Source organism: Effusibacillus sp. SKA8 (assembly GCF_058273125.1).
In genome coordinates, this window is record NZ_JBZCSF010000018.1 from 24,686 (window position 1) to 46,980 (window position 22,295).

Sequence of the window (22,295 nt, forward strand, 5' to 3'; positions counted from 1 at the left end):
TGGGAACCGGGTTTTGGCGGGCTGTTTTGCGGAGGTGGGAGGAATGGCGGCTGGAAATCAAAGAGCCTACCGGGTCACCGGTTTGACCTGAGCGGGCTGCGCCTCGAAATTGGAGGCGCATCTTCGGGCGTTGCCTGGAGTTCAGGAAGCGAACTTGAATTTTGCCGCGGGGAAACTTACGGTCATTGGTTCGATCGGCGACGAAGAACTGGAAAAGGAAGCCCGCAAAGTGGAAGCGGTGACGCTTCACCCGGTCGGGGCCCCGGTTTCCGCGGTTCGACAGCCTTTTTGGCAAGCGAATGGCAAAGCGCTGCGCGTCGGGATCGCCGGATTGCTCATGATTGCGGGATGGATTCTCTATGAACGGGATCTGTTTCCGTTTGCCCAGGGCATTTTGCTGGTCTCGGTTCTGGTCAGCGGATCGGGAGTTGCCCGGAAGGGGATGCGCAGTCTGCTGCGATTCGAATTCGACATGAATGTGTTAATGACCGTGGCGGTCACCGGGGCGATTCTGATCGGGGAATGGGAAGAAGCGACCGTGGTCGCGTTCTTGTTTGCGGTCAGTGAAATGCTGGAAACGTATTCGATGGAAAAAGCCCGGCAGTCGATCCGATCGCTGATGGAAACGGCTCCGAAGGAAGCGACCGTCCTTCGGAACGGGCAGGAATTGCGAATGCCGGTGGAAGAACTGGCGGTGGGCGACGTGCTGCTTGTGCGGCCCGGTGAGAAGGTCCCGACCGATGGGGTGATCGTCGACGGCGCGTCTTCCATGAACGAGGCGGCCATCACCGGTGAATCGATGCCGGTGGAAAAATCGGCGGGCGACGCCGTATACGGCGGTACGTTGAATCAACAGGGCGCGATTCGGATTCGCGTCACAAAACTTGTTGCCGACACCACCATCGCAAAGATTATCCATTTGGTGGAAGAAGCGCAGAACAAAAGAGCTCCCGCGCAAGCGTTTGTCGACAAGTTTGCGAAAGTCTACACGCCAGCGGTGATGATCCTGGCGGTTCTGGTAGCCCTGGTGCCGCCGCTTTGGCTGGACGGGGCGTGGGAACGCTGGATTTATGAGGCGTTGGCATTGTTGGTTGTCGCTTGTCCCTGCGCACTGGTGGTATCCACTCCCGTTGCCGTTGTGACAGCGATCGGAACGGCGGCCAGACACGGAGTTTTGATTAAAGGGGGAGTGTTCCTGGAGCAAGCGGGAACGCTGCGGGCGGTCGCGTTTGACAAAACGGGCACGCTGACCAAGGGCGAGCCGGAAGTGACGGATGTGACCGGCATATCGCTGACTGACCGCGAGCTCCTGCAAATTGCGGCCGGTTTGGAAAAATTGTCGGAGCATCCTCTTGCCCGGGCGATTGTGAAGCGGGCGGAGGAGTTGGGCCTCCGTGCGGAAGCGGCGGAGCAATTGACGGCCGTTGCCGGAAAAGGGGCTTCCGGCAAGATCGGCGGCACGGTGTATCATATTGGCAACTTGCGTTTTTTTGAGGAATTGTGGGCCGATCAAAACCGCTTGCCGCAGCAGAATACCGGGCCCGACCGGGCGATGGACGCCGGTTTCCCGGAGATTCAAAGGGAAGTTCTACGGCTTCAGGCGGAAGGGAAAACGGTGATGCTTGTCGGCACGGACTGCAAGGTGCTGGGAGTGATCGCCGTGGCAGACCGCGTGCGCGACACAAGCCGGGAGACCGTCCGTCAACTGAAGCGGACCGGGATTGAAAAAACGGTGATGCTGACGGGCGACAACAATCGGACGGCGGCGGCGATCGCCAAATGTGTCGGAATCGACGAATCCTTTGGAGAATTGCTGCCGGAAGAGAAGCTTGACCGGATCGAAAGACTCCGGTCCCGATACGGGCAAGTCGCGATGGTCGGCGACGGCATCAATGACGCGCCGGCGCTTGCCGCCGCCTCGCTTGGAATCGCGATGGGCGGGGCGGGCACGGATGCGGCGCTGGAGACGGCGGATATTGTGCTGATGGGAGACGACCTTGCGAAATTGCCGTATGTGGTGCGATTGAGCCGTGCCGCCCTGCGGATCATCAAACAAAACATCGCTTTTTCCCTGACCGTCAAACTGGCTGCCGTTTTGCTCGTCGTACCCGGATGGTTGACGTTGTGGTTGGCGATTTTGGCCGATATGGGAGCCACGATCGCAGTCACGCTAAACGGCCTGCGGTTGCTTCGAAAGCGGCCGGATCAATAACGGCGACTTGCAATTTTATCAATTTTTGGACGTAAGTTTCGCAAATCCCTATAAAAGGCGGTTTTGATATGGCAGAAGGAAGAGATGAAAGTAGAGGGATAAGTGGTGTCACCTACGGAAAGTTCATTGGTGAGACAACACCAGGTTATTGCACACATGGGAAAATTTATGAGATTCAGAGTTTTTTTATAAACGATGACAACAGTGTTGGCTTAGCGGTTGTAGATGACGACGGGGAACAATTTAGAGAACGATTTGCTTATGAATATCCAGCCTCATGGTTTATCATCGTGGAGAAAGACCGACAAAAAATCCGCAACATCAAAGAGTTTTTACGAGAATTCGGTTGCGAAGATCAAGTGAAATTTGAATACGATGCTTAAAAAGCGGACTGTCGCAAACGGTCTGTTTTTTATTTGGCGGTGAACGGGATTGATTAAGTCAGACCGATTTGCTTTTTACAAATTCCGATTATTCAGGGATAATGAAAGTAACAACCCGGTCAAAACAGATCGACTTGATGCGAAGTTACAGTGGGACAGGACGTATGGAAAGGGTGAGCCAGATGAAGATTACGGTTGTCGGAGCGGGTGCGGTCGGAGGATACTTCGGCGGAAGACTGCAGGAGGCGGGTCTGGATGTCACGTACCTCGTCCGCGAAAAAAGGGCGGAGCAACTGAAGCGCACAGGACTGGTGATCCAGAGTCCGCAGGGAAATGTACGGCTTGAGACAAAGCTCGCGCTGCACGCGGATGAGATCGAAACCTGCGACCTCGTCATCCTGGCGGTTAAAAATTATCATCTGAAATCGGTGCTGGATTCGATTCGTCCCCTGGCCGCGAAAGGAGCCAAAGTGCTTCCGCTGCTAAACGGAGTTGAGCATTTTGACATCCTGGCGCAAGAACTTGGCAGGGAAGCGGTGCTGGGCGGCATTTGCCAGATCATCTCGACGCTGGACGGGGAAGGGCGAATCGTGCATACAAATCAAACGCACGACATTGTGTTCGGGCCGCTGCAACCGGAGCAGGCGGAATTCTGCCGGCGCCTGGCGGACGCTGCAAAAGACGCAAACATGCGGATGCTGTTGAGCAAAGATGATGTCCGAGTGGACATTTGGAACAAATATGCCTTTATCACGGCGTTCTCCGGCGTCACGACCGCAAGCCGGCTGCCGATCGATAAGGTATTGATGTATGAGGCGACAAAAGACGTGTTTCGTCTTGCACTCACCGAGATGCGGGAGTTGGCGGCGGCGAAAGGGGTACGGCTTTCCGGGCAGTTTGTCGAGAAGACGGTCAACAACATGGACAAACTTCCGCCCGGCTCCACGTCTTCGATGCATCAGGATTTCCGCAAGGGGCTGCCGCTGGAAGTGGAAAGCCTGCAGGGAGCGGCGGTGCGGATTGCCCTGCAGGCGGGGGTTCAGGTGCCAACCGTAAGAACGTTGTACGGATTGATAAAACCCTACGAATACGGTTCACGGCAGGTCGATTAACATAAATTCCGCGCCCGATTCCGTGGCGAAGGAGAGGTCTGTCACGCCTTCAATCCGTGCGGCGTCGCCCGGGGCCATTTTTTCGCCGCCGTTGAGAAGCAGGCTGTCGTCGATGACAAACAGATGCGTGCGGCGGCCGGCTTGCGTCCGGTAGGAAATGTCCGCGCCGGCTTCCAACACGGACAGGTAGAGGGTCATGTCCTGATGGATGTGCAGATTTCTGTCGTATGTCCGGTTGGACACAACCGGCAGCAGGATTCCGATTTTCGCTTCGCGGGGGAACCCTTTTTGCTCATAGGAAGGGGTCAGGCCGCGGGTATCCGGCAAAAACCACATTTGCAAAAGACGGGTCGGACGGGCGGTTGACGGGTTCACCTCCGAATGGTAAATTCCCGTGCCTGCGGACATGCGCTGCAACTCGCCGGCGCGTAAGATTTCCCGGTGGCCGGCGCTGTCTTCATGCAGCAGTTCGCCGCTGATCACATAAGTCACGATCTCCATCTCGGCGTGGGGATGCATCCCGAATCCGGCGCCGGGTTGTATAATATCGTCGTTCAGCACCCGCATCGGCCAAAACAGGCGGTTGTCCGGATCATAGTATTCGGCAAAGGAGAAACTAAAACGGCTCGTCAACCAGCCGTGTTCGGCGAGATAACGTTCATCGGAACGGATGATGCGGATCATAACGTCGCCCCTTTTTATAGTTTTTAAAGCACCTTACTTAATTATAGTATAATAAACATATCGGCTGCTCCCTGTCAAGCGGCTTGTGATATGATGATGGGAGGAGGTGTCCGGGGTGGATTACACGAAAATGTGCCCCAAGTACGAGGCGGGGATCGAAATTCTCGGAAAACGCTGGACGGGCCTGATCATCCGCGTGTTGCTGGGCGGCCCGAAACGCTTCCGCGACATGAAGCAAATTATGCCCGAGATGAGCGACAAAATGCTGACCGAGCGCCTCAAGGAATTGGAGGCGGCAGGGATTCTCACCCGCCACGTGTATCCTGAGACACCCGTGCGGATCGAATATCAATTGACCGAAAAAGGACGGGAACTGGAATCGGTTGTGAAAGCGATCCAGGATTGGTCTGAAAAATGGATGTAGATGTGGTATAATCAAAAAACGGTTTCGGAAGTGTTTCTTGGGGGTGTCTGCCTATGTCCATCACGATTCAAGACGTGGCCCATGTGGCGAACCTGGCCCGTCTTGCTTTAAGCGAGGAAGAAATGGAGACGTTTACCGGACAGCTCAACAAAATCCTGCAGCATGCGGCAGAGCTGCAGAAACTCGATTTGGAGAATGTCGAACCGACAAGCCATGTCCTGCCGATCGAAAACGTGATGCGGGAAGACCGGCCCCGCACCTGGCTGACGAACGAACAGGCGTTGGCGAACGCGCCTGACAAGGAGGCCGGGCAGTTCCGCGTGCCGGCTGTCATGGAGGGATAACATGGGCATTTTGGACGAATCGATTCGCGATTTGCATACGAAAATCCGGGATAGGGAAATCAAACCGTCGGAACTGGCGGAAGCCGCGATCCGGCGTATCGAAGCGACGGACAATCAGGTGAAGGCGTATCTGACGGTCACTGCCGAGCAGGCGCTGGCGCACGCGAAAAAACTGGACAACCTGCCCGACGGGGAACTCCCGCTTCTGTACGGAATTCCAGGCGCGATCAAGGACAACATGTGCACGGAAGGCGTAAAGACCACCTGCGCCAGCCGGATACTCGCCAATTACATACCGCCGTATACCGCAACGGTCGTGAAAAAACTGGAGGAGCAAAATTTCGTCTGTGTCGGCAAGACCAACATGGACGAATTTGCGATGGGGTCCTCCAACGAGAATTCCGCTTTTTTCCCGACCAAGAATCCATGGGACATTGACCGGGTTCCGGGCGGCTCTTCCGGCGGCTCCGCGGCGACCGTCGCGGCCGGGCATGTCCCCTTTTCCCTCGGATCGGACACGGGGGGATCGATTCGGCAACCGGCATCGTATTGCGGCGTCGTGGGTTTGAAACCGACTTACGGGTTGGTGTCCCGTTTCGGGCTGGTGGCGTTTGCGTCATCCCTTGACCAGATCGGACCGCTTGCCCGGAGTGTGGAAGATGCCGCAATCGTTCTGCAGGCGATTGCAGGTTATGACGAACTGGATTCCACCTCGGCCAATGTGAAGATTCCCGACTACCTGTCCGCGTTGAACCGGGATGTCAAAGGGTTGCGCATCGCGATGCCCAGGGAATATTTCGCCGAAGGGCTTGACCCGGAAGTGGCGGATCGGGTGAGGGAAGCGATCAAGGTGCTGGAATCGCAGGGCGCAATCGTTGAGGAAGTGACTCTGCCTCACACGAAGTACGCCATCGCTTGTTATTATTTGATCGCACCGGCGGAAGCTTCTTCCAACCTGGCCCGTTATGACGGGGTCCGTTACGGGGTGCGGGCGGAAGACGCGGACAACCTGATCGACATGTACAAGAAAACCCGTGCGCAGGGATTCGGCCCGGAAGTCAAGCGCCGCATCATGCTGGGCACCTACGCCCTGTCATCCGGCTATTACGACGCGTATTATCTTCGCGCGCAGAAAGTGCGCACTCTGATCAAACAAGATTTTGACAAGGTGTTTGAGAAGTTTGACGTGGTCGTGTCCCCGACCGCTCCGACAGTGGCCTTCAAGTCGGGGGAAAAAACTGACGACCCGATGACGATGTACCTGAACGACATTTTCACGATTCCGGTCAACCTGGCGGGGCTGCCGGCCATTTCGGTGCCCTGCGGACTGGCGGATGGAATGCCTGTCGGCCTGCAGATTGTCGGAAAAGCGTTTGATGAGTCCACAATCCTAAAAGTGGCTCATGCATACGAGCAGCAAGCGAAACTGAACTTGCGTCCGAAGCTGGCGGGGGGTGTACGGGCTTGACACAAGCGGCTGCAACACGATTTGAAACAGTGATCGGTCTTGAAGTTCACGTTGAAATGAGGACACAATCGAAAATTTTCTGCGGGTGTTCGACACAGTTTGGCGCTCCTCCGAACACCAACGTTTGCCCCGTTTGCCTGGGCCACCCGGGCGTACTGCCGGTGCTGAACCGAGGTGCGCTGGAATTGGCGATCAAAGCGGCGTTGGCTTTGAACTGCAGGATTGCGGAGATCAGCAAGTTCGACCGTAAGAACTACTTTTATCCCGACCTGCCGAAAGCGTACCAGATCTCGCAATACGACAAACCTGTTGGCGAGCACGGGTGGATTGAAATCGAAGTCAACGGCCGGACAAAACGAATCGGCATCACCCGGGTGCACCTGGAAGAAGACGCCGGAAAATCGACGCACGACCCGTACGGAACGCATACGCTCGTCGATTACAACCGCGTCGGCGTGCCTTTGATCGAGATCGTATCCGAGCCGGACATCCGGACGCCGGAGGAAGCACGCGCTTATTTGGAAAAGCTGAAGGCGATCATGCAATATTGCGACATCTCCGACGTAAAAATGGAAGAGGGCTCCTTGCGCTGCGACGCCAACATCTCGCTGCGCCCCGTCGGGCAGAAGGAATTCGGCACCAAAACGGAACTGAAAAACATGAACTCCTTCCGCAACGTGCAGCGGGCGCTGGAATACGAACAGGCGCGGCAGGCGAAGGTGTTGAGCGAAGGCGGCACGATCGTGCAGCAGACGCTTCGCTGGGACGACGCGAAAAACGAGACGATCGTCATGCGCTCGAAAGAAGAAGCACACGACTACCGCTACTTCCCGGAGCCGGATCTGGTCAGGATGAACATCAGCCGCGAGTGGGTCGAAAGCATCCGGGCCGCCATCCCGGAACTGCCGGACCAGCGCAAAGCCCGTTATGTCGAGCAATTGGGACTGCCTTCTTACGACGCGGAAATTTTGACTTCGACGAGAGCGGTGTCCGATTTCTTCGAAGAGACATTGAAACACACCGCTAACGCCAAGGCGGCTTCCAACTGGATCATGGGCGAGTTGATGGGCCATCTGAACGAAGCCGGTCTGGAAATCACCGATTCGAAAATCAAGCCGGTCGACCTCGGAAAATTGATCGGCTTGATCGACAAGGGCACCATCTCCACCAAGATCGCCAAGACGGTATTTGAAGAAATGTTTGCGACAGGCGGCGATCCGGAGACGATTATTCAGGAGAAAGGCCTGGTCCAGATCTCGGATGAAGGGGAACTCGCCAAGATTGTCGAGGAAGTGATCGCGAACAACCCGCAATCGGTCGCGGATTACAAAGCCGGAAAAGAGAAGGCGCTGGGCGCTCTTGTCGGGCAGGCGATGAAGGCGACCAAAGGCAAAGGCAACCCGCAGTTGATCAACAAATTGATTTTGGAACGAATCAAGTAAAACCGCAACCCCAAGTTTGACTTGGGGTTTAACTACGATTGACTCCATTTGCAGAAGCGTCGGCGGAGGGAGGTATCACGATGGTCAGGCGAAGGGCCCGGTTGATCTACAATCCGTCGTCCGGAAAAGAAATCGTGCGGCAGCATCTGCCGGAAATCCTCGATATTCTGGAGTCGGCGGGCTTGGAAACGTCCTGCCACATGACCAAAAGCGCTGCGGACACCGTTCAAGCGGCGGTCAAAGCGGCGGCAAACGAATTTGATTACGTGATCGCCGCGGGCGGGGACGGTACGGTCAACGAAGTGGTGAACGGTTTGTCGGCGGCTCCCGTACGCCCGATCCTCGGGATACTTCCCGCCGGTACGAGCAACGACCTGGCGAGGGCGCTGGGGCTGCCGCGCGATTTGGTGGAAGCGGCCAAACGGATTGCAAATTTCCAAGTCAGGCCGCTGGATGTCGGACAGGTGAACGGCGATTTTTTCATCAATATTGCCGCCTGCGGACGGCTCACGGAGATCACGTACGAAGTGCCCAGCAAAATGAAGACGGCGTTGGGGCAGCTTGCCTACTACATGAAAGGTCTTGAGAAAATCCCGCAACTGCGGGCGATCCACCTGGAGGTGGAAGCCGCCAATTTCGGATTTTCCGGCAAGGCGATGCTTTGCCTGATCTGCAATTCCCGCCGTGTCGGCGGATTTGAGAAACTAGCGCCGGAAGCCAAGTTGGACGACGGGTTGTTTGATGTGATCATCGTCAAACAGTCGGGCATTCCGGATATGGTCAAACTTGCCACCCAGGCGCTCAGGGGCGAGCATGTCCACAACAAACGGGTGATGTACTTCCAGACCGATTGGCTGAAGGTGACGTCCAACGAACACGTGGATTTGAACGTCGACGGGGAATATGGCGGGGCCTTGCCGAAAGAGTTCCGCGTTCTAAAGCACCATTTGCACGTGCTGGTGTGAATTTTGTTCGTGTCTCAAAAAAAAAGACCAAGGATGGGCGTTGCCCATCCTTGCCGCATGTAAGGCGGAATATCGGTTTTACCGTGCCGGAACCGGTTGGGGAGCCGGGATTTCTACAGCTTTGTCCAGCACTTCCTGCGGTACCGTGATGGCAGGTACGTTGTTGTAGTTTTGGACGTTTCCGTAGACAGTCATCTTGATTACGCCCCCATTCGGAATTCCCATTTCGAACTCCATGTCCGCACGGGTTTGCAAATAGGTGGTTTTGTCAATCGCGATTGTGTATTTCATTTTGCGGAATGCGCTCAGTGCCTGTTGATCGGCTGCGAGAAGTTCAGGCGGGAGCACGGCTCCGGCGTTTTCCAGCAGCGTTTTGATGCCAGCCGCGTCAAACGATGCGATAACTAGGTAAGAATCAGCCGTTTCCTTCAGGGAATAGTAAGGCAAAACAGCCGAGATTTGCGCCGCCTGCTGTTCGACCTTCGGAGTTATCATCAGCTTGACAAACTGGTCCCACTGCTCTTTCGGCATAATCGTTTGTTTCGTCCATTGGTTTGCGGTTCCATCGTAGAAATACGCTTTGCCTTCCGTCAGGTACATTTCAAACGGTATGGCTTCAGGCATAAGCGGAATGTGAAAGTTTCCCTTGCCGTGCAGAGCCAGCGGATTCTTGTTGTAGTCCATTGCGAGATTGCCCTGCAGTTTGACGTTTAAGGACGCCGATGCCAATTCTTCCGTCAATGTCATCTCCATTTGGTAAGAATCTTTGGCGCTGGTCGCCTCATTTGATTTCAACAGGATGTCTTTGATCTGCTGCCGTTTTTTGAGGGTCGATTCCGTCGGAAATACGGTCACCGCGTTGGCTGAGGGACTCCAGTCCACTTTGTTGCCGAACGCTTCCGAGATAAAGCGCAGGGGAACCACCGTGCGCCCGTCGACGATTTGCGGAGCCGGATTGACGGTGACGGTTGTTCCGTTTTTTGTGACGGTTCCCGTTTGAAAGTTCAAGACAAGGGTGATGTCGTCTTTCTTGACGGTGGCGGTATCGGTTGCGCCGTCATAGGAAACGTCCGCGCCAAGCGCTTCCGACAAGGGGCGAAGCGGCACCATCAGACGTCCGTTTGACTCAAAGGGTTGCGGCATGAAAGCGATGTTTTTGTCTTCCACGATAATGGCATAGTGATCTGCCGCTTGAACCATGGTCGGCGTATAGGCAAAAGTCCCCGTCATTACGGCGGCGGAAAGAAGAGAGGCAAGTTTATTCGGTTTCATAGATACCCTCCGTACAAAATATGTAAATTCTTATTTTACAATACTATATGGGGCGTTAAGATTCAAATCCAAATTAACTTGTTCAGGAATTGGACAAAAGAAGCGAAGGATTTTGGCGGATTCGATTTGGCGGATTCCATGCGAACCCCCAGGGAATTTGGTGTATACTAAGGAAATGGAAGAAGGTGGACGCAAGGAGCGGGTCGACCAACCGATACGTTACGTCGATTTGGCCTTGACCGATTTCTGCAAGGAAGTCAGTCGGCCTCGGATCCCCAGTCCGGCGGGAGGTGCGGTATCGGAGCGGTGGGCGCCATGCTGGCCAGCCTTGCGGAATTGGCGGCGCGGGCGGGTTAACATGAAGATTCAAAGCGAATTTTTCGGGAAGGTAAGAGATGATTTATGGCAAAACAAGCGATCCAAATACCGGTCCAAAAAAACCAAACCGTCGAGCTTAATATCACCGGCCAAGGGCACGAAGGGGAAGGCGTCGGACGGCATGAGGGCTTTACGGTTTTCGTGCCGGGCGCCCTCGCCGGGGAACGGGTCAGGGCGAAAATGGTCAAGGTGCAGAAGAGTTACGCCTATGCGCGGTTGATGGAAGTGATCGAACCGTCGAAGTATCGCACAAAACCCCCTTGTCCGATCTATCGCCGCTGCGGGGGCTGCCATCTGCAGCACATGACCTACGAAGGGCAGTTGGAACACAAACGGCAGGTTGTGATCGATGCGCTAACCCGGATCGGGAAGCTCGGCGATGTTCCGGTGCACCCAACCCTGGGGATGGGCGAACCTTGGAGATACCGCAACAAATCGCAGGTTCCGGTCGGGTGGGTCAACGGGAAAATCGTGGCTGGTTTTTACGCGCCCCACACCCATGACATCATTGATATGGAGGGCTGTCCGATCCAGCACCCGTACAGCGACGAGATTGTAAACAAAGTCAAGCGGGCTTTGGCCGATTTTGCGCTTCCGCCGTATGACGAGGTGGGACATAAAGGGCTTGTGCGGCACATCGTCGCCCGGGTCGGTTACCATACGGGAGAAACGATGGTCGCGCTTGTCACAAACGGCCGCAAAATACCGGGAGTAGACAGGTTGATCCGCCGCCTGCGGGAAGAGATCCCGCACTTGGTTTCGATCGTTCAAAACGTGAACACGGCGGTCACGAACGTGATTTTCGGACCGGAAACGATCACGCTGTGGGGGAAACATGCGATTGAGGACCGGATCGGCGATGTCCGGTTTTCGATCTCCGCGAGGTCGTTTTTTCAGGTGAATCCGGTTCAAACGAAGGTGCTGTACGACAAGGTGCTGGAGTATGCGCAGTTGACCGGAGAGGAAACGGTGATCGACGCCTATTGCGGGATCGGGACGATCTCCCTGTTCTTGGCGCGGAAGGCGAAGCGGGTGATCGGCGTGGAAGCGGTTGGGGAAGCGATTGAAGACGCGAAGCGCAACGCGGCGTTGAACGGGATTGCGAATGTGGAGTTCCGGGTCGGGGAAGCGGAGAAAGTGATCCCCGAACTGTATGCAAAGCGGGGACTAAGGGCCGATGTGGTCGTCGTCGACCCGCCGCGCAAAGGGTGTGACGAGGTTTTGTTGCAGACAATTGTGGATATGCGGCCGGCCCGGGTCGTCTATGTGAGTTGCAACCCGAGCATGCTGGCGCGGGATTTGCGTTTTTTGGAGGATCGCGGCTACAGGACGCAAGAGGTGCAGCCGGTGGATATGTTCCCGCAGACGAAGCATTGTGAGGTCGTCGCGAGGATTGAGAGGGTGGAAGGTTGATGGATAGAGGGTTAGGGGCCATTTGAAAATTTGTTGATTTTGGGTAACCCTTGAGTGCATAAATAAAGATATCGGGCTAAATGGATGCATATAGCACAAAAAAGAAGAAATAGTTACTAAAATCAACCGTCAAACTGTGAAAAGCAGAATGGCGGTTGTTTTATTCGTGTATATTATTTGCCCGAATAGTTCCTCTATAGAAATAATTTGCGGAATTTATTGTTTTCATTCGTTTCTTTGTATACAATATTATATGGAAAATATTTCTGCGAGGTATAAGGAATGGAATATATTACGGCAAAAGCAAGAAAACTGGGGAATATCCCAGTGCAGGATCCGGTTTCCATGTGAGCAGGAGACGAGTGACGGGAGCGGTTCGGTTAGGCTGGGCGTGGGCAATTTCCAAAGAAAAGGAGGTTCTAAGCTATGACTTGGTCATTTAGCGATTTAATATTGTTAATGGGGACAAACCCGCTACCTAATTATGTTGTAGCCAAATATTTCATCTCTGCAAATAAATCTTTGCAGCGAATATGGATTATCCATTCTGAAAAAAAAGCAAATATCAACCAGGCAGAAACGAAAGAACTTGCGGAAAACCTGAAATTCATCATAGAAAGAGAGCAAAAAGATTTATCCTGGAATGACAGGATTAAGCTGATACCTCTCAGTGACATTAGTTCAGCCAAGCAAATAGAGGAAGACATCAAGAAGAAGCTAATCGGCAGGATTCAAGGGGAAGACGGCTTCAGCGGTTGTCACCTCAATTATACCGGCGGTACCAAGTCCATGGCCGTTCATGCATATCGGAAACTGGAACGAGAGTTTTCTAACTGTACATTTAACTGTACATTTTCTTATTTAAGCGGGCGGGATTTCAAGTTGAAGGATGACCAAGTTGGTGATGTCACCGGTGATTTGAGGAAAGAAATAAATATTGGTTTGGACACCTTGATGGAATTGCACGGTTATGAGAAGGATAAGGATAAGGAAAAAGACAACTCCAACTGGCCGCCGGAATTGTTAAATGAATTCATGGAATTTATTGCTCAAAATAAATCGGGAAATTGCCTGGATCTGGGAAAAAAATTTAAAGATTATGTAGATGCTTTTGTAAAAAATGCCAAGAATTATAACATAAAGCTTGACCAAAACTCCCTATATGGCAAGTGTCTGGAAGTTTATGTTCACAAAATAGTTGCAGACAATGTGGAGAGGATAAAACAGGAAGAAAAAAGAGATATACCGGTGGCGAGCAACTGGCACATCAAAAAGAATCGTCAGGAAAAAACTTTTGAATTGGACGTAATTGTGCTCAACGGTTACCAGGTCACGGGTATCTCAGTTACTACTTCTGAAAATGAGAAATCTTGTAAAGAAAAAGGTTTCGAGGTGCTGCACCGGGTGAATCAGATAGGTGGGGAAGAGGGGAAAGCAATCCTGGTTACTTGCCTGGATAAATCAAAAAGAGATAGGGTGGCCGAAGAATTGCGACTTATCTCCGGTTCAGCCGAAGATAAACTGGAAGTAGTGGGCATGGAGGATTTGCCGGTAGAAAAATTGTGGAAGAAAGTCAGCCGGCACATCTGGGAGGAGGTGAGATAATGGGACAAGTGCAAGCAGTTCTGTTGGACACCACTTCTATTCAAAAGTATATTTTCACAGGCAATAAACTCAAGGAAAACTTGGGGGCATCTTACCTAGTATCCAATATTTACCAAAAAGAGCTGGCAGAAGCTCTCAAAATAACTTTGGGATTCGAACCTGATCTTGATTCATGGAAGAAAAATCCGGATCAGGTGCTTATAAAAGACGAAAACGTCAGGTTTGAAACGGGCTATATTGGCGGTGGAAACGCGTTATTGTTTTTCCGGTCGAGAGATGAAGCCAAAGAACTTGTTAAAAACTGGACCAGGCAGCTTCTATTAAATGCCCCTGGCTTGACTACGGCCGTAGCAATAGACGATTTTGATCTTGACAATTATGCGGAGGAAAGGGAAAAACTGTACCAACAGCTTGCCCGCAACAAGAACAAGTATTTCCCCAATACGGTCCCGGCAAAACATGGTATAACGACTGACTGTCCCCTGTCCGGCCTGGCGGGGGAAATTGCCTGGAAGAATGAGGCGGAAGATACGGTGCGCTATATTTCTGCCGCTTCCTGGGCCAAAATTGAAGCCTGCGATGAATCCCAACGGGAAATAAACGAAGAGTACAAAGACATATTGGGAGATAAATATATTTTTACCGCTGAGATAGACAAACTGGGTCAGAGCGAAGGGAAAAATCATTTGGCCATTGTCCATATTGACGGAAACAACATGGGAAAAAGGTTTAAAGCCTGCACGGACCTTGCCATGTCCAGGGAGCTTTCTCTGCAAGTTGATGAATTAACCCGGAATGCTTTCAGAGAATTACTGAAAGACATCATCGGGAATATGAACAATATTAAAGCCGCAGGAATAAATATCCAGGAAGAAAAAAAGAAAACAATCATGCCCATCCGGCCCATAGTTTTAAATGGCGATGATATTACCTTTGTGACCGACGGACGGTTGGGGATTTACCTGGCGGAACGGTTTATCCGGCACGGGACAAAGGGTAAATTGATCGACGAGAAACCTCTTTGTTTTTGCGCCGGGGTAGCCATAATTAAGACAAAATTTCCTTTTTTCCGGGGTTACCAACTGGCGGAAGAACTCTGCGCCTCTGCTAAAAAGGCGGCCAGAACAAGAAAAAGACAGCGGGATAATGATTCTTCATGGATTGATTTTTATGTTGCTTACGGAGGCAAGTCCGGCAGTTTGGCAGAAATAAGGGAAAGACATTACCAGGTAAAGGATGGCAAGCTTTATTTTGGCCCTTACCTGTTAGACGATGGCGATGATTATGATGAAAAAGGTATTAGCTATTTTAAAAACGGGATTAAAGAAATGCTGGATAAGTGGCCTCGCTCCAAGTTGAAGCAACTGCGGACAACTTTGCCCCTGGGTAAAGAGGCAACCAGAAAATTTATCGATGAAATGGAGGCTAGGCATTTGAAATTGCCGTCTGGCCTGGGTGGATACGCGGTGAACGGCTGGGAAAACGCCACTACTCCCTATTTTGACATGGTGGAGCTGATGGAATTTTATCCCAAGCTATTACTTGATGAATAGGAGGTGGGAAGAGATGGCTGAATTGCAAATCAAACTTAAGCTTAAGTCCCCGGTTTTGCCCGGCACCGGCGAAGGACAGGGCTCATGGATAGATAGCGATGTCGTCTTTGACCACTTGGGAGTGCCTTATTTCCCGGCCAGGAGGTTAAAGGGGCTGCTAAGGGAGAGTGCTATTGAAGTGGTGGAAATGTTGGAGTGTTGCGGTAGCCAAATCTTTAGCCAAGAAGATGTTGATCATATTTTCGGCAAAGGAGGTTCCAAAACCGGGGCTGCAACCGTTTTTACCAATTTAAAGCTGGAAAATTACCAGGAATTGAGTAAGTGGCTTGCCTGGGCGCTGAAAAAATATGCGGGAACCATTAGCGCTGAAAGTATTATTGATACTTTTACGGAAATCCGCCGCCAGACATCAATAGCTGAAGACGGGACAGCCGAAGAGGACAGCCTGCGGACGCTTAGGGTTTTGAAACCGGGCCGGGTATTTGCCGGAAAGATTATCTGTAAATCTACGGAGAAAAGAGTCAAATTTTTGTTGGCCCTGGCCTGTGCTAACCTGCGCAGAGTAGGTTCCGGAAGAACCCGCGGGTTGGGTGAAGTGGAATGCCGGCTTTTGGAAAACGACTGCAATTTGCTGCCGGAGGCCATAGCTGTATTAGAGGAGGGGACAGCAAATGAAAGCCTTGCAGTACAAGGTTAAGACCTTGGCCCCGGTGGTAATCAGCGCTACCAGCGGCGAGGCCAATTTGACCGGGACCTTGGATTACCTGGCCGGCAGCAGCATCTTAGGTGTTTTTGCCTCCCAGTACTTGACTGCCGGGAAAGGTAAGGCTACCTGTAGCCCTGTCGGCTTGCACCAAGATGATAGGTTTTACCGCTGGTTTTTACGAGGGGATCTGTCTTTCGGCAATGCCTATCTGGCTGTCCAAGAGGAAGAAAATACATATCTCTTCTATCCTACTCCCCTGTCCCTGCAACAGGATAAGGAGGAGACAACTGTTTATAATTTAACGGCAATGACCGAAAAACCTGATGAGGAAACCAAGGCGCTTGGCGGATTTTCCAGGCTGGAAAGCGACCGTCTGATCATTGAAGTGCCGGCGAAACACCTTTATTTTCACCATGCCAGGAAAGACCGGTTGAAAGGGCGGAGCGAAGCGGGAGAGATTTTTCACTACGAAGCATTGAATGAAGAACAGCTTTTTGTGGGCCGGATATTGGGTGAAGAGGAAGATCTGAAGGAGTTTAAAACTTGGTTTGGTTGTGGTTTTTTGGCCTGGGTGGGACGTTCGAAAAATGCCCAGTACGGTCAGGTGGAAATTGAACTGGCGGAAATTGAAGAGATTGAAGAGAATGTAACTGAATTAATCAATGACGACAATACTCTGGTTTTGACTTTTCTGTCGCCGGTTATCTTGAGAAACCGGTATGGCTTTCCAGAAGTGTCGTTCAGGGTCTTGCAGGAGCACCTGGCCAGAGCACTGGGAACGGACGGTTTTACCATTGAGGAATGTTACGCCAGGGCGGAACTGGTGGAAAACTTTGTCTCTGTCTGGAAATTAAAGAGACCGGCAGAGAAAGCCTTGGCGGCCGGTAGCACCTTCAAACTGACCTTTAACCGGGAACCGGACTCCGAACTGAAGGAAAAAATTAAAGCTGTTTGCCGGGAAGGGTTGGGAGAAAGGAGAAATGAAGGATTCGGCAGGCTGATTGTCAACCCGGCTGCCAGAGAAAGCTATAAAAAAGATAAATTGAAACTGGAAAAGCCGGAAAAACCAGAGGGTTCATTACCGGAAGAAGCGAAGGAAATCTTTAAAAAAATCACCTTCAATAATCTGGAAAATAAAATAGAAAAAATGGCCATTGAAAAGTCGGAAGAATTCTTTACTGGAAAGAAAAAACCATTGCCAAACAGTCTGTTGGGCAGATTGGAGTTGATGCTGAAGGAAAGCAAGAACTGGGAAGAGTTTTCCCAAAAAATTAATGACTTGCGGGACACGGCCAGGGACAAACTGGAGGGATATCGGACAAAAAATGACAGTTTATATAATGTGTTGAAAGACTGCAGTTTACCGGATTGGGAAAAATTTTACCTCAATGTCGGCGATGACATTAATAGTCTGGCACAACTGGCCGGCTTGAAATTAAAAGACGATCAGGAACTTAAAAACAGGCTGTTCAGAAAATATTGGCTGGTATTTTTCAGAAATACCAGGAAGTTAAACAAGCAGAAGGGGGATCAGGATTGAAAAGTACTCTTGTGCCAAGTAGTGTTACCGGCAAACTGATATTAACCGGAAAGCTGGTTCTTGAAACCCCATTAATTATCGGTACTGGAGAAAAAAGTGATGACGTGGACGTAGTCGTTCTTAAGGATGAAAACGGCAGTCCTTATATTCCGGCAACCTCGCTAACAGGAGCGTTGCGCCATCATTTTTTCTGCCGGGCCAAGTTTGATAGAGTTCCGCTAGAACAACTGCAATATTTTTGGGGAGCTGACTTAAAAAAGGAAAAAGAACACATTTATCAGAGCGCATTTGTTCTCAAGGACTTGCAACCGGAGAGTGAAGTTCGGGTAAAAATACGGGATGGACTGAAGATTGACAACGGGTTTGGAATAGCTGCGCCCGGGAAAAAGTTTGACTACGAGATAGTGGAGCCGGGAGCGGTATTTGGTTTTGAGGCTGAAATAACTTTGCGGAAAGCTTATGATAAAGAATTTTTTTTGCAGGTTGTCGGTTTTTTGGTTAAAGCCCTTGAAGAAAGAAAAGTCGTCCTAGGGGCAATGACTACAAAAGGGTTTGGCCGGTGCCGGCTCCGGGACCCCTACCTATATGATTATGATTTTACTCAAAAAGAAGCGGTAATTGCCTGGTTGAAGGGAGATTTCAAACAGGACTTTCTGCAAAAAGAAATTGATTTGAATAACGTACTGGCGGAACAGGAATCTAAAGACTTTAATCTTGACGCGGTCTTTGCCCTGCAAAGTTCGCTGATTGTCCGTTCTTATTCAGGCGACCCGCAAGCTCCCGATGCGGTTCACCTGACCAGTAACGGCAAGGACGTTTTGCCGGGAACTTCGGTTAAAGGAGCGCTTAGGAGCAGAGCTGAAAGCATTATCAATACCCTGGGCGGACAGGGAGAGGAAATGACCAAGCAGCTTTTCGGCTGGGCCGACGAGGAAGCAAAATCGGGGGAGAAGTATAAAAGCCGGGTGGTGGTGGAGGAGACCATAATTGAAAATGTTACCGCGGCCATCCAGTCCCGGATAAAAGTTGACCGTTTTACCGGAGGAGTAATTAACGGCGCCCTGTTTAACACCATGCCTTTGTGGGCTTTAGACGGTAAACAGGAGATGGTGGAACTTAAGGTTTCGATAAAAAATTATCAGGATTGGGAAGCAGGACTCCTGTTATTGCTCTTAAAAGACCTGTGGACCGGAGATTTACCTGTCGGTGGTGAAAAAAATATCGGCAGGGGTAGGTTGGAAGGAAGAAGGGCTATGATCTCTTTTGGCGGAGAGCGGGTTATTATCAACAGTTTGATTGACAATCAACTGCAGATAGCCGGGGACAAGGAAAAACTAGAAAAGCTTGTGGCTGCTTTTGTCGCTAAAATCAGGGGAGAGGAGGCGGCTCATGGAAACGGGTAAGCAGTACCGGTTAATAAAAGTTAAATCGAAAGTAGACGGGCCTGACCAAGTGTATTCCCTGCGGACGGCTGATGAACTGGTAAAGCTTATCAGCAGTAATTTTACCGGATCCGGTTTCTGTGTGGCTTACCTAGACTACCAGGTGCTTGTCGGCAGGTATGTAAAACAGGATGAAAAAAAGGAAACAGGCGGCAAAATGTTATTTTACTGCAATCAGCAGATAGAACCCCGCTTTCTGCAAAGGATCCGGATTTTTAACCAAGAGAGGGAATTATTCATTTGGCGAGGGTATGATGGCTTTCAATGGCGGTTGCGGATTGACGGTGACGTTGGAGATCCTCAAGAGGGTGAAGAAATAGATGTGGTGGAAGCGGAACAGATTTTGTGGGGTACCATGGCTAAAAGTAATGGTGAAGGTTGGATCAGGATCTACGAGGATAGGGGTACGGAGATTATCTTGCCCGGGGAAAATCTAAAAGTGGACATACATAACAGGGTAAAACTGGTCACGCGGAATTACATTGGATACAACGATTTAGGGCAGGCAGGCTATGTTGACTGTAGGTTTGTAAAATTTAACTGGGGAGGAGAAATGCTTTGAGAAAGGAAAAGAATATAAAGAAATCTTTAAACCGTGAAAAAGTTAATAAAGCTGCCGGTAAAAGATTCCCCGCCTCGGCGCCTTATAACTTTATCCAGTTAAATGATGTCGTGGTGGAGGCTCAATTTCGGCAACCGGACCAATTACCGGGCTTTGACAAATATTACAACTACGACCGGGAGCAAAACGAGGGATATTTGACTGGAGAAATAGTTTATGAACTGGAAACAATTACACCTCTGTACATCAGGGGAGTGGCCCCGCAAAAAAACGATGGGAAGAACAATAAGCCGGATTTTTTTGCCCCGGGAGGAAAAGTGAAAATTCCCGGCAGCAGTATCCGGGGCATGGTTAGAAACTTGGTGGAAATAGTAAGTTGGGGAAAATTTGAGAATTTTGAGGACAAGAAATTATATTATCGAATGGTTGAGGACCGTTCAGAATTGGGAGAAAGATACAGAGATATCATGCTGAATCAAAATGATTATTATTCTGTCAAGGTGAAAGCAGGATTGCTTAAAAAAGTTGGTCCAAACAATTATGTTATCCTGCCGTCAAGCCCACCGGTTTCCTATCACGGATTTCCTACAATTTACAGAATTCACTACGATCCGAAGACCAGAAAGGTAGCGGGAACAGATATCGAATTGAGGGAGTTTGAATATAAGAAAATATTTTTTAAACCGGTTAGAGAAGAATTACATACGCACAACCGGAGAATAAGGGACGGTAGAAAGGTTCCTTTTAAATTAAAATATGCAAAAGTGCAAGATATAAGTCTTGTTCAGAAAAATGGTTTTTGTGAAGGGTACCTGATTTCTTCAGGCAATCTGGGAACAAAAAAACATATGCACTGGATAATCACTTTGCCTGACGCTAAAGATAGCCTAACAATACCGGATGAGGTGGTGCAAAGTTATACCAATGATAAAAACAGGACGGAGCAAGTTAATTTGATGGAAATGCTGAAAAAAGACCCGGCAGGAGTCCCCTGTTTTTACCTGAGCGAACAGATAAATGATCAGGAAAAAGTTATTGCTTTTGGTCATACAGGACTATTTAGATTGCCTCATAAGCACAGTATTGGCTATTTTAGGCCCAGCAGTTTAAAGGATAAAATAGGGGTTATCGATTTGGCTGAAGCTATTTTTGGTGTGGAGACCAAATTTGCCTCAAGAGTTAGCTTTCAAGATGCCCTGCCGCGGGAAGGCCAGAATAATTTGCTGCAGCACCCGGAACATCCTAAAATTCTGGCTTCTCCAAAACCGACTACTTTTCAACACTATTTAACCCAGCCCAAAGGGCTAGAGACTCCGATTAAAGCCCTTTCCCACTGGAGTTCCGACAGTAGCAAAACCATCTTGCGAGGCTATAAATACTATTGGCACCGGGATACCCGGGATGATAAGGACCAGGAACATTACTGGGTTGAAAAGGGGAAAATTAGCGCAACACAGCATACCAAAATTCAGCCTGTCAGATCAGGAGTAAAATTTGAAGGGAAGATCAGATTCACCAATTTGTCTCCTGTAGAACTGGGGGCATTGCTGTTCGTATTGAATCTACCGAAAAACCATTATCATAAACTGGGCATGGGCAAACCGCTGGGCCTGGGGTCGGTTAAAATAACGCCTAGACTAGTGCTTTCCAACAGGGAAAAGCGTTACACCACTCTTTTTGACGGAACAACCTGGGCAGTAGCGAATACCGATGAGCCGCTTGAGACGTATATAGATAAATTTGAACAGTATGTCTTGGCAAAACTCAAGGAATTGGGAAGCCGGGAAGCCGAGGCAAAAAAATTGTGGGATACTGATCGGTTAAAAAACTTGAAGATCATGATGGACTGGGAAAATACGAAAAAAAGGGGCTGGCTGGAAGTGACCAGGTACATGAAGATAGGAAGCAAAGAAAAAAATGAATATAAAGGTCGGCCTGTTTTGCCTGAACCGATCAAGGTTGTAGAATCGTAAGCGTCAAATAGCCCACACCTGTCTATCCGATGTGGGCTTAGGTAAACTGGTTGTAAGATTGTGGCGCCCGGCAAGTCAAAGGCAACGAGGACGACCAAGGCAGTAATGGGTCCAGTGCCTCCGGATCTTTCGGATCCGCAAGCTGCGGAAGCTGCTCAAACAGATACTTCAAGTATTGGAACGGATTCAGTCCGTTCTCTTTCGCGGTTTCCATCACGCTGTAGATCGTCGCGCTGGCCTTTGCCCCGCGAGGCGTGTTGGCAAACAGCCAGTTCTTTCGTCCAATCACAAATGGCTTGATCGACCTTTCGCTGCGGTTGTTGTCGATCTCCAGACGGCCATCCTGCAGGAAAGCCGTCAGTTTGTCCCATTGGTTCAAGCTGTACGCAATCGCTTGTCCGAGCAGACTTTTTGGCAATGTTCGGGGCCGCTGCTTTTGAAGCCATGCCAAATAAGCCTCCAAAATGGGCTTGCTTCGCTCCATTCGGACGGCATAGCGTTCTTCTGGCGTTGCTTCCTTCAGCTCCCGCTCAATCGCAAAGAGCTGGTTGCAAAACTCCAGTCCCTGTTGGGCCGCCGTTTCGGTTTTCGGTTGTCCGGCAGGCATCGTCTCCAGCGCCTCGTCGAACTTGCGGCGTGCATGCGCCCAGCATCCAACGAGGGTCACGCCCTGCACCTTATGGTAGCCGGAATACCCGTCAACGTGCAGGTAGCCGCGAAATCCCGAAAGAAAGTTTCGCGGATGCTCCCCGTTTCGCGTCGGCCGGTAGTTGTACAGGACGATCGGCGGGCCCGTTCGCCCGGTCCGATCATACGT

The 22,295-nt window shown here is 50.8% G+C and carries 18 protein-coding genes and 1 pseudogene; 16 read left to right on the forward strand and 3 right to left on the reverse strand.

The window, feature by feature from the left end; all coding sequences use genetic code 11:
* Positions 1 to 130 precede the first annotated feature (130 nt).
* The 3 genes from AC4ED1_RS13380 to AC4ED1_RS13390 all read left to right on the forward strand — a co-directional run bounded on the left by AC4ED1_RS13380 (position 131) and on the right by AC4ED1_RS13390 (position 3,707).
* Positions 131 to 2,212: a heavy metal translocating P-type ATPase gene (locus AC4ED1_RS13380; RefSeq protein ID WP_490939465.1), complete on the forward strand. Its 2,082-nt coding sequence runs from the start codon at positions 131 to 133 to the stop codon at positions 2,210 to 2,212.
* Between the two features lie 68 nt (positions 2,213 to 2,280).
* Positions 2,281 to 2,595, forward strand: a complete 315-nt coding sequence (locus tag AC4ED1_RS13385) for a hypothetical protein (RefSeq protein WP_490939423.1) — start codon at positions 2,281 to 2,283, stop codon at positions 2,593 to 2,595.
* A gap of 182 nt (positions 2,596 to 2,777) precedes the next feature.
* Complete coding sequence (locus AC4ED1_RS13390; RefSeq protein ID WP_490939425.1) at positions 2,778 to 3,707, forward strand: ketopantoate reductase family protein; 930 nt, start codon at positions 2,778 to 2,780, stop codon at positions 3,705 to 3,707.
* Here the strand turns inward: AC4ED1_RS13390 and AC4ED1_RS13395 are convergent.
* A complete protein-coding gene (locus tag AC4ED1_RS13395) occupies positions 3,690 to 4,391 on the reverse strand; it encodes a pirin family protein (RefSeq protein ID WP_490939427.1) in 702 nt (233 codons plus the stop codon). The genes AC4ED1_RS13390 and AC4ED1_RS13395 overlap by 18 nt on opposite strands.
* Positions 4,392 to 4,506: 115 nt before the next feature.
* Between AC4ED1_RS13395 and AC4ED1_RS13400 the strand changes: the two genes are divergently transcribed.
* The 5 genes from AC4ED1_RS13400 to AC4ED1_RS13420 all read left to right on the forward strand — a co-directional run bounded on the left by AC4ED1_RS13400 (position 4,507) and on the right by AC4ED1_RS13420 (position 9,034).
* A complete protein-coding gene (locus tag AC4ED1_RS13400; RefSeq protein ID WP_490939429.1) occupies positions 4,507 to 4,815 on the forward strand; it encodes a winged helix-turn-helix transcriptional regulator in 309 nt (102 codons plus the stop codon).
* Positions 4,816 to 4,868: 53 nt separating this feature from the next.
* Positions 4,869 to 5,159: an Asp-tRNA(Asn)/Glu-tRNA(Gln) amidotransferase subunit GatC gene (gene gatC, locus AC4ED1_RS13405; protein ID WP_490939431.1), complete on the forward strand. Its 291-nt coding sequence runs from the start codon at positions 4,869 to 4,871 to the stop codon at positions 5,157 to 5,159.
* A 1-nt stretch (position 5,160) separates the two neighbouring features.
* The gene (gene gatA, locus AC4ED1_RS13410; protein ID WP_490939432.1) at positions 5,161 to 6,627 is read left to right on the forward strand and encodes an Asp-tRNA(Asn)/Glu-tRNA(Gln) amidotransferase subunit GatA; all 1,467 of its coding nucleotides are present in this window, start codon (positions 5,161 to 5,163) and stop codon (positions 6,625 to 6,627) included.
* Entirely contained in the window at positions 6,624 to 8,069 is a 1,446-nt protein-coding gene (gene gatB, locus AC4ED1_RS13415; RefSeq protein ID WP_490939434.1) for an Asp-tRNA(Asn)/Glu-tRNA(Gln) amidotransferase subunit GatB, read from the forward strand. Before gatA ends, gatB begins: the two co-directional genes overlap by 4 nt.
* 80 nt (positions 8,070 to 8,149) lie before the next feature.
* On the forward strand, positions 8,150 to 9,034 hold the full coding sequence (locus tag AC4ED1_RS13420; protein ID WP_490939436.1) for a diacylglycerol kinase: 885 nt from the start codon (positions 8,150 to 8,152) through the stop codon (positions 9,032 to 9,034).
* 78 nt (positions 9,035 to 9,112) lie between these two features.
* Here the strand turns inward: AC4ED1_RS13420 and AC4ED1_RS13425 are convergent, their stop codons facing one another.
* The gene (locus AC4ED1_RS13425; protein ID WP_490939438.1) at positions 9,113 to 10,306 is read right to left on the reverse strand and encodes a DUF6612 family protein; all 1,194 of its coding nucleotides are present in this window, start codon (positions 10,304 to 10,306) and stop codon (positions 9,113 to 9,115) included.
* 402 nt (positions 10,307 to 10,708) lie between these two features.
* Between AC4ED1_RS13425 and rlmD the strand changes: the two genes are divergently transcribed.
* The 8 genes from rlmD to AC4ED1_RS13465 all read left to right on the forward strand — a co-directional run bounded on the left by rlmD (position 10,709) and on the right by AC4ED1_RS13465 (position 21,478).
* Positions 10,709 to 12,097 carry a 23S rRNA (uracil(1939)-C(5))-methyltransferase RlmD gene (rlmD, locus tag AC4ED1_RS13430; RefSeq protein WP_490939440.1) on the forward strand — a complete coding sequence of 463 codons (1,389 nt, stop codon included), beginning with the start codon at positions 10,709 to 10,711 and terminating at the stop codon, positions 12,095 to 12,097.
* A gap of 426 nt (positions 12,098 to 12,523) precedes the next feature.
* Complete coding sequence (locus tag AC4ED1_RS13435) at positions 12,524 to 13,702, forward strand: hypothetical protein (RefSeq protein ID WP_490939442.1); 1,179 nt, start codon at positions 12,524 to 12,526, stop codon at positions 13,700 to 13,702.
* Positions 13,702 to 15,255: a Cas10/Cmr2 second palm domain-containing protein gene (locus AC4ED1_RS13440; protein WP_490939443.1), complete on the forward strand. Its 1,554-nt coding sequence runs from the start codon at positions 13,702 to 13,704 to the stop codon at positions 15,253 to 15,255. The genes AC4ED1_RS13435 and AC4ED1_RS13440 overlap by 1 nt, the downstream gene beginning before the upstream one ends.
* Before the next feature lie 13 nt (positions 15,256 to 15,268).
* Positions 15,269 to 15,952, forward strand: coding sequence for an RAMP superfamily CRISPR-associated protein (locus AC4ED1_RS13445; protein ID WP_490939445.1), 684 nt, complete (start codon positions 15,269 to 15,271; stop codon positions 15,950 to 15,952).
* Positions 15,927 to 17,501 carry an RAMP superfamily CRISPR-associated protein gene (locus AC4ED1_RS13450; RefSeq protein ID WP_490939446.1) on the forward strand — a complete coding sequence of 525 codons (1,575 nt, stop codon included), beginning with the start codon at positions 15,927 to 15,929 and terminating at the stop codon, positions 17,499 to 17,501. Before AC4ED1_RS13445 ends, AC4ED1_RS13450 begins: the two co-directional genes overlap by 26 nt.
* Positions 17,498 to 18,904 (forward strand): RAMP superfamily CRISPR-associated protein, encoded by a 1,407-nt coding sequence (locus tag AC4ED1_RS13455; protein WP_490939448.1) that lies wholly within the window; start codon positions 17,498 to 17,500, stop codon positions 18,902 to 18,904. The genes AC4ED1_RS13450 and AC4ED1_RS13455 overlap by 4 nt, the downstream gene beginning before the upstream one ends.
* Positions 18,891 to 19,505: a type III-D CRISPR-associated protein Csx19 gene (csx19, locus tag AC4ED1_RS13460; protein ID WP_490939450.1), complete on the forward strand. Its 615-nt coding sequence runs from the start codon at positions 18,891 to 18,893 to the stop codon at positions 19,503 to 19,505. The genes AC4ED1_RS13455 and csx19 overlap by 14 nt, the downstream gene beginning before the upstream one ends.
* Positions 19,502 to 21,478, forward strand: coding sequence for a TIGR03986 family type III CRISPR-associated RAMP protein (locus AC4ED1_RS13465; RefSeq protein WP_490939451.1), 1,977 nt, complete (start codon positions 19,502 to 19,504; stop codon positions 21,476 to 21,478). The genes csx19 and AC4ED1_RS13465 overlap by 4 nt, the downstream gene beginning before the upstream one ends.
* A 37-nt stretch (positions 21,479 to 21,515) precedes the next feature.
* On the opposite strand, the pseudogene tnpC reads toward AC4ED1_RS13465, so the two are convergent.
* Positions 21,516 to 22,286: pseudogene (tnpC, locus tag AC4ED1_RS13470) on the reverse strand (IS66 family transposase); the annotation flags it as partial.
* Between the last annotated feature and the right edge of the window lie 9 nt (positions 22,287 to 22,295).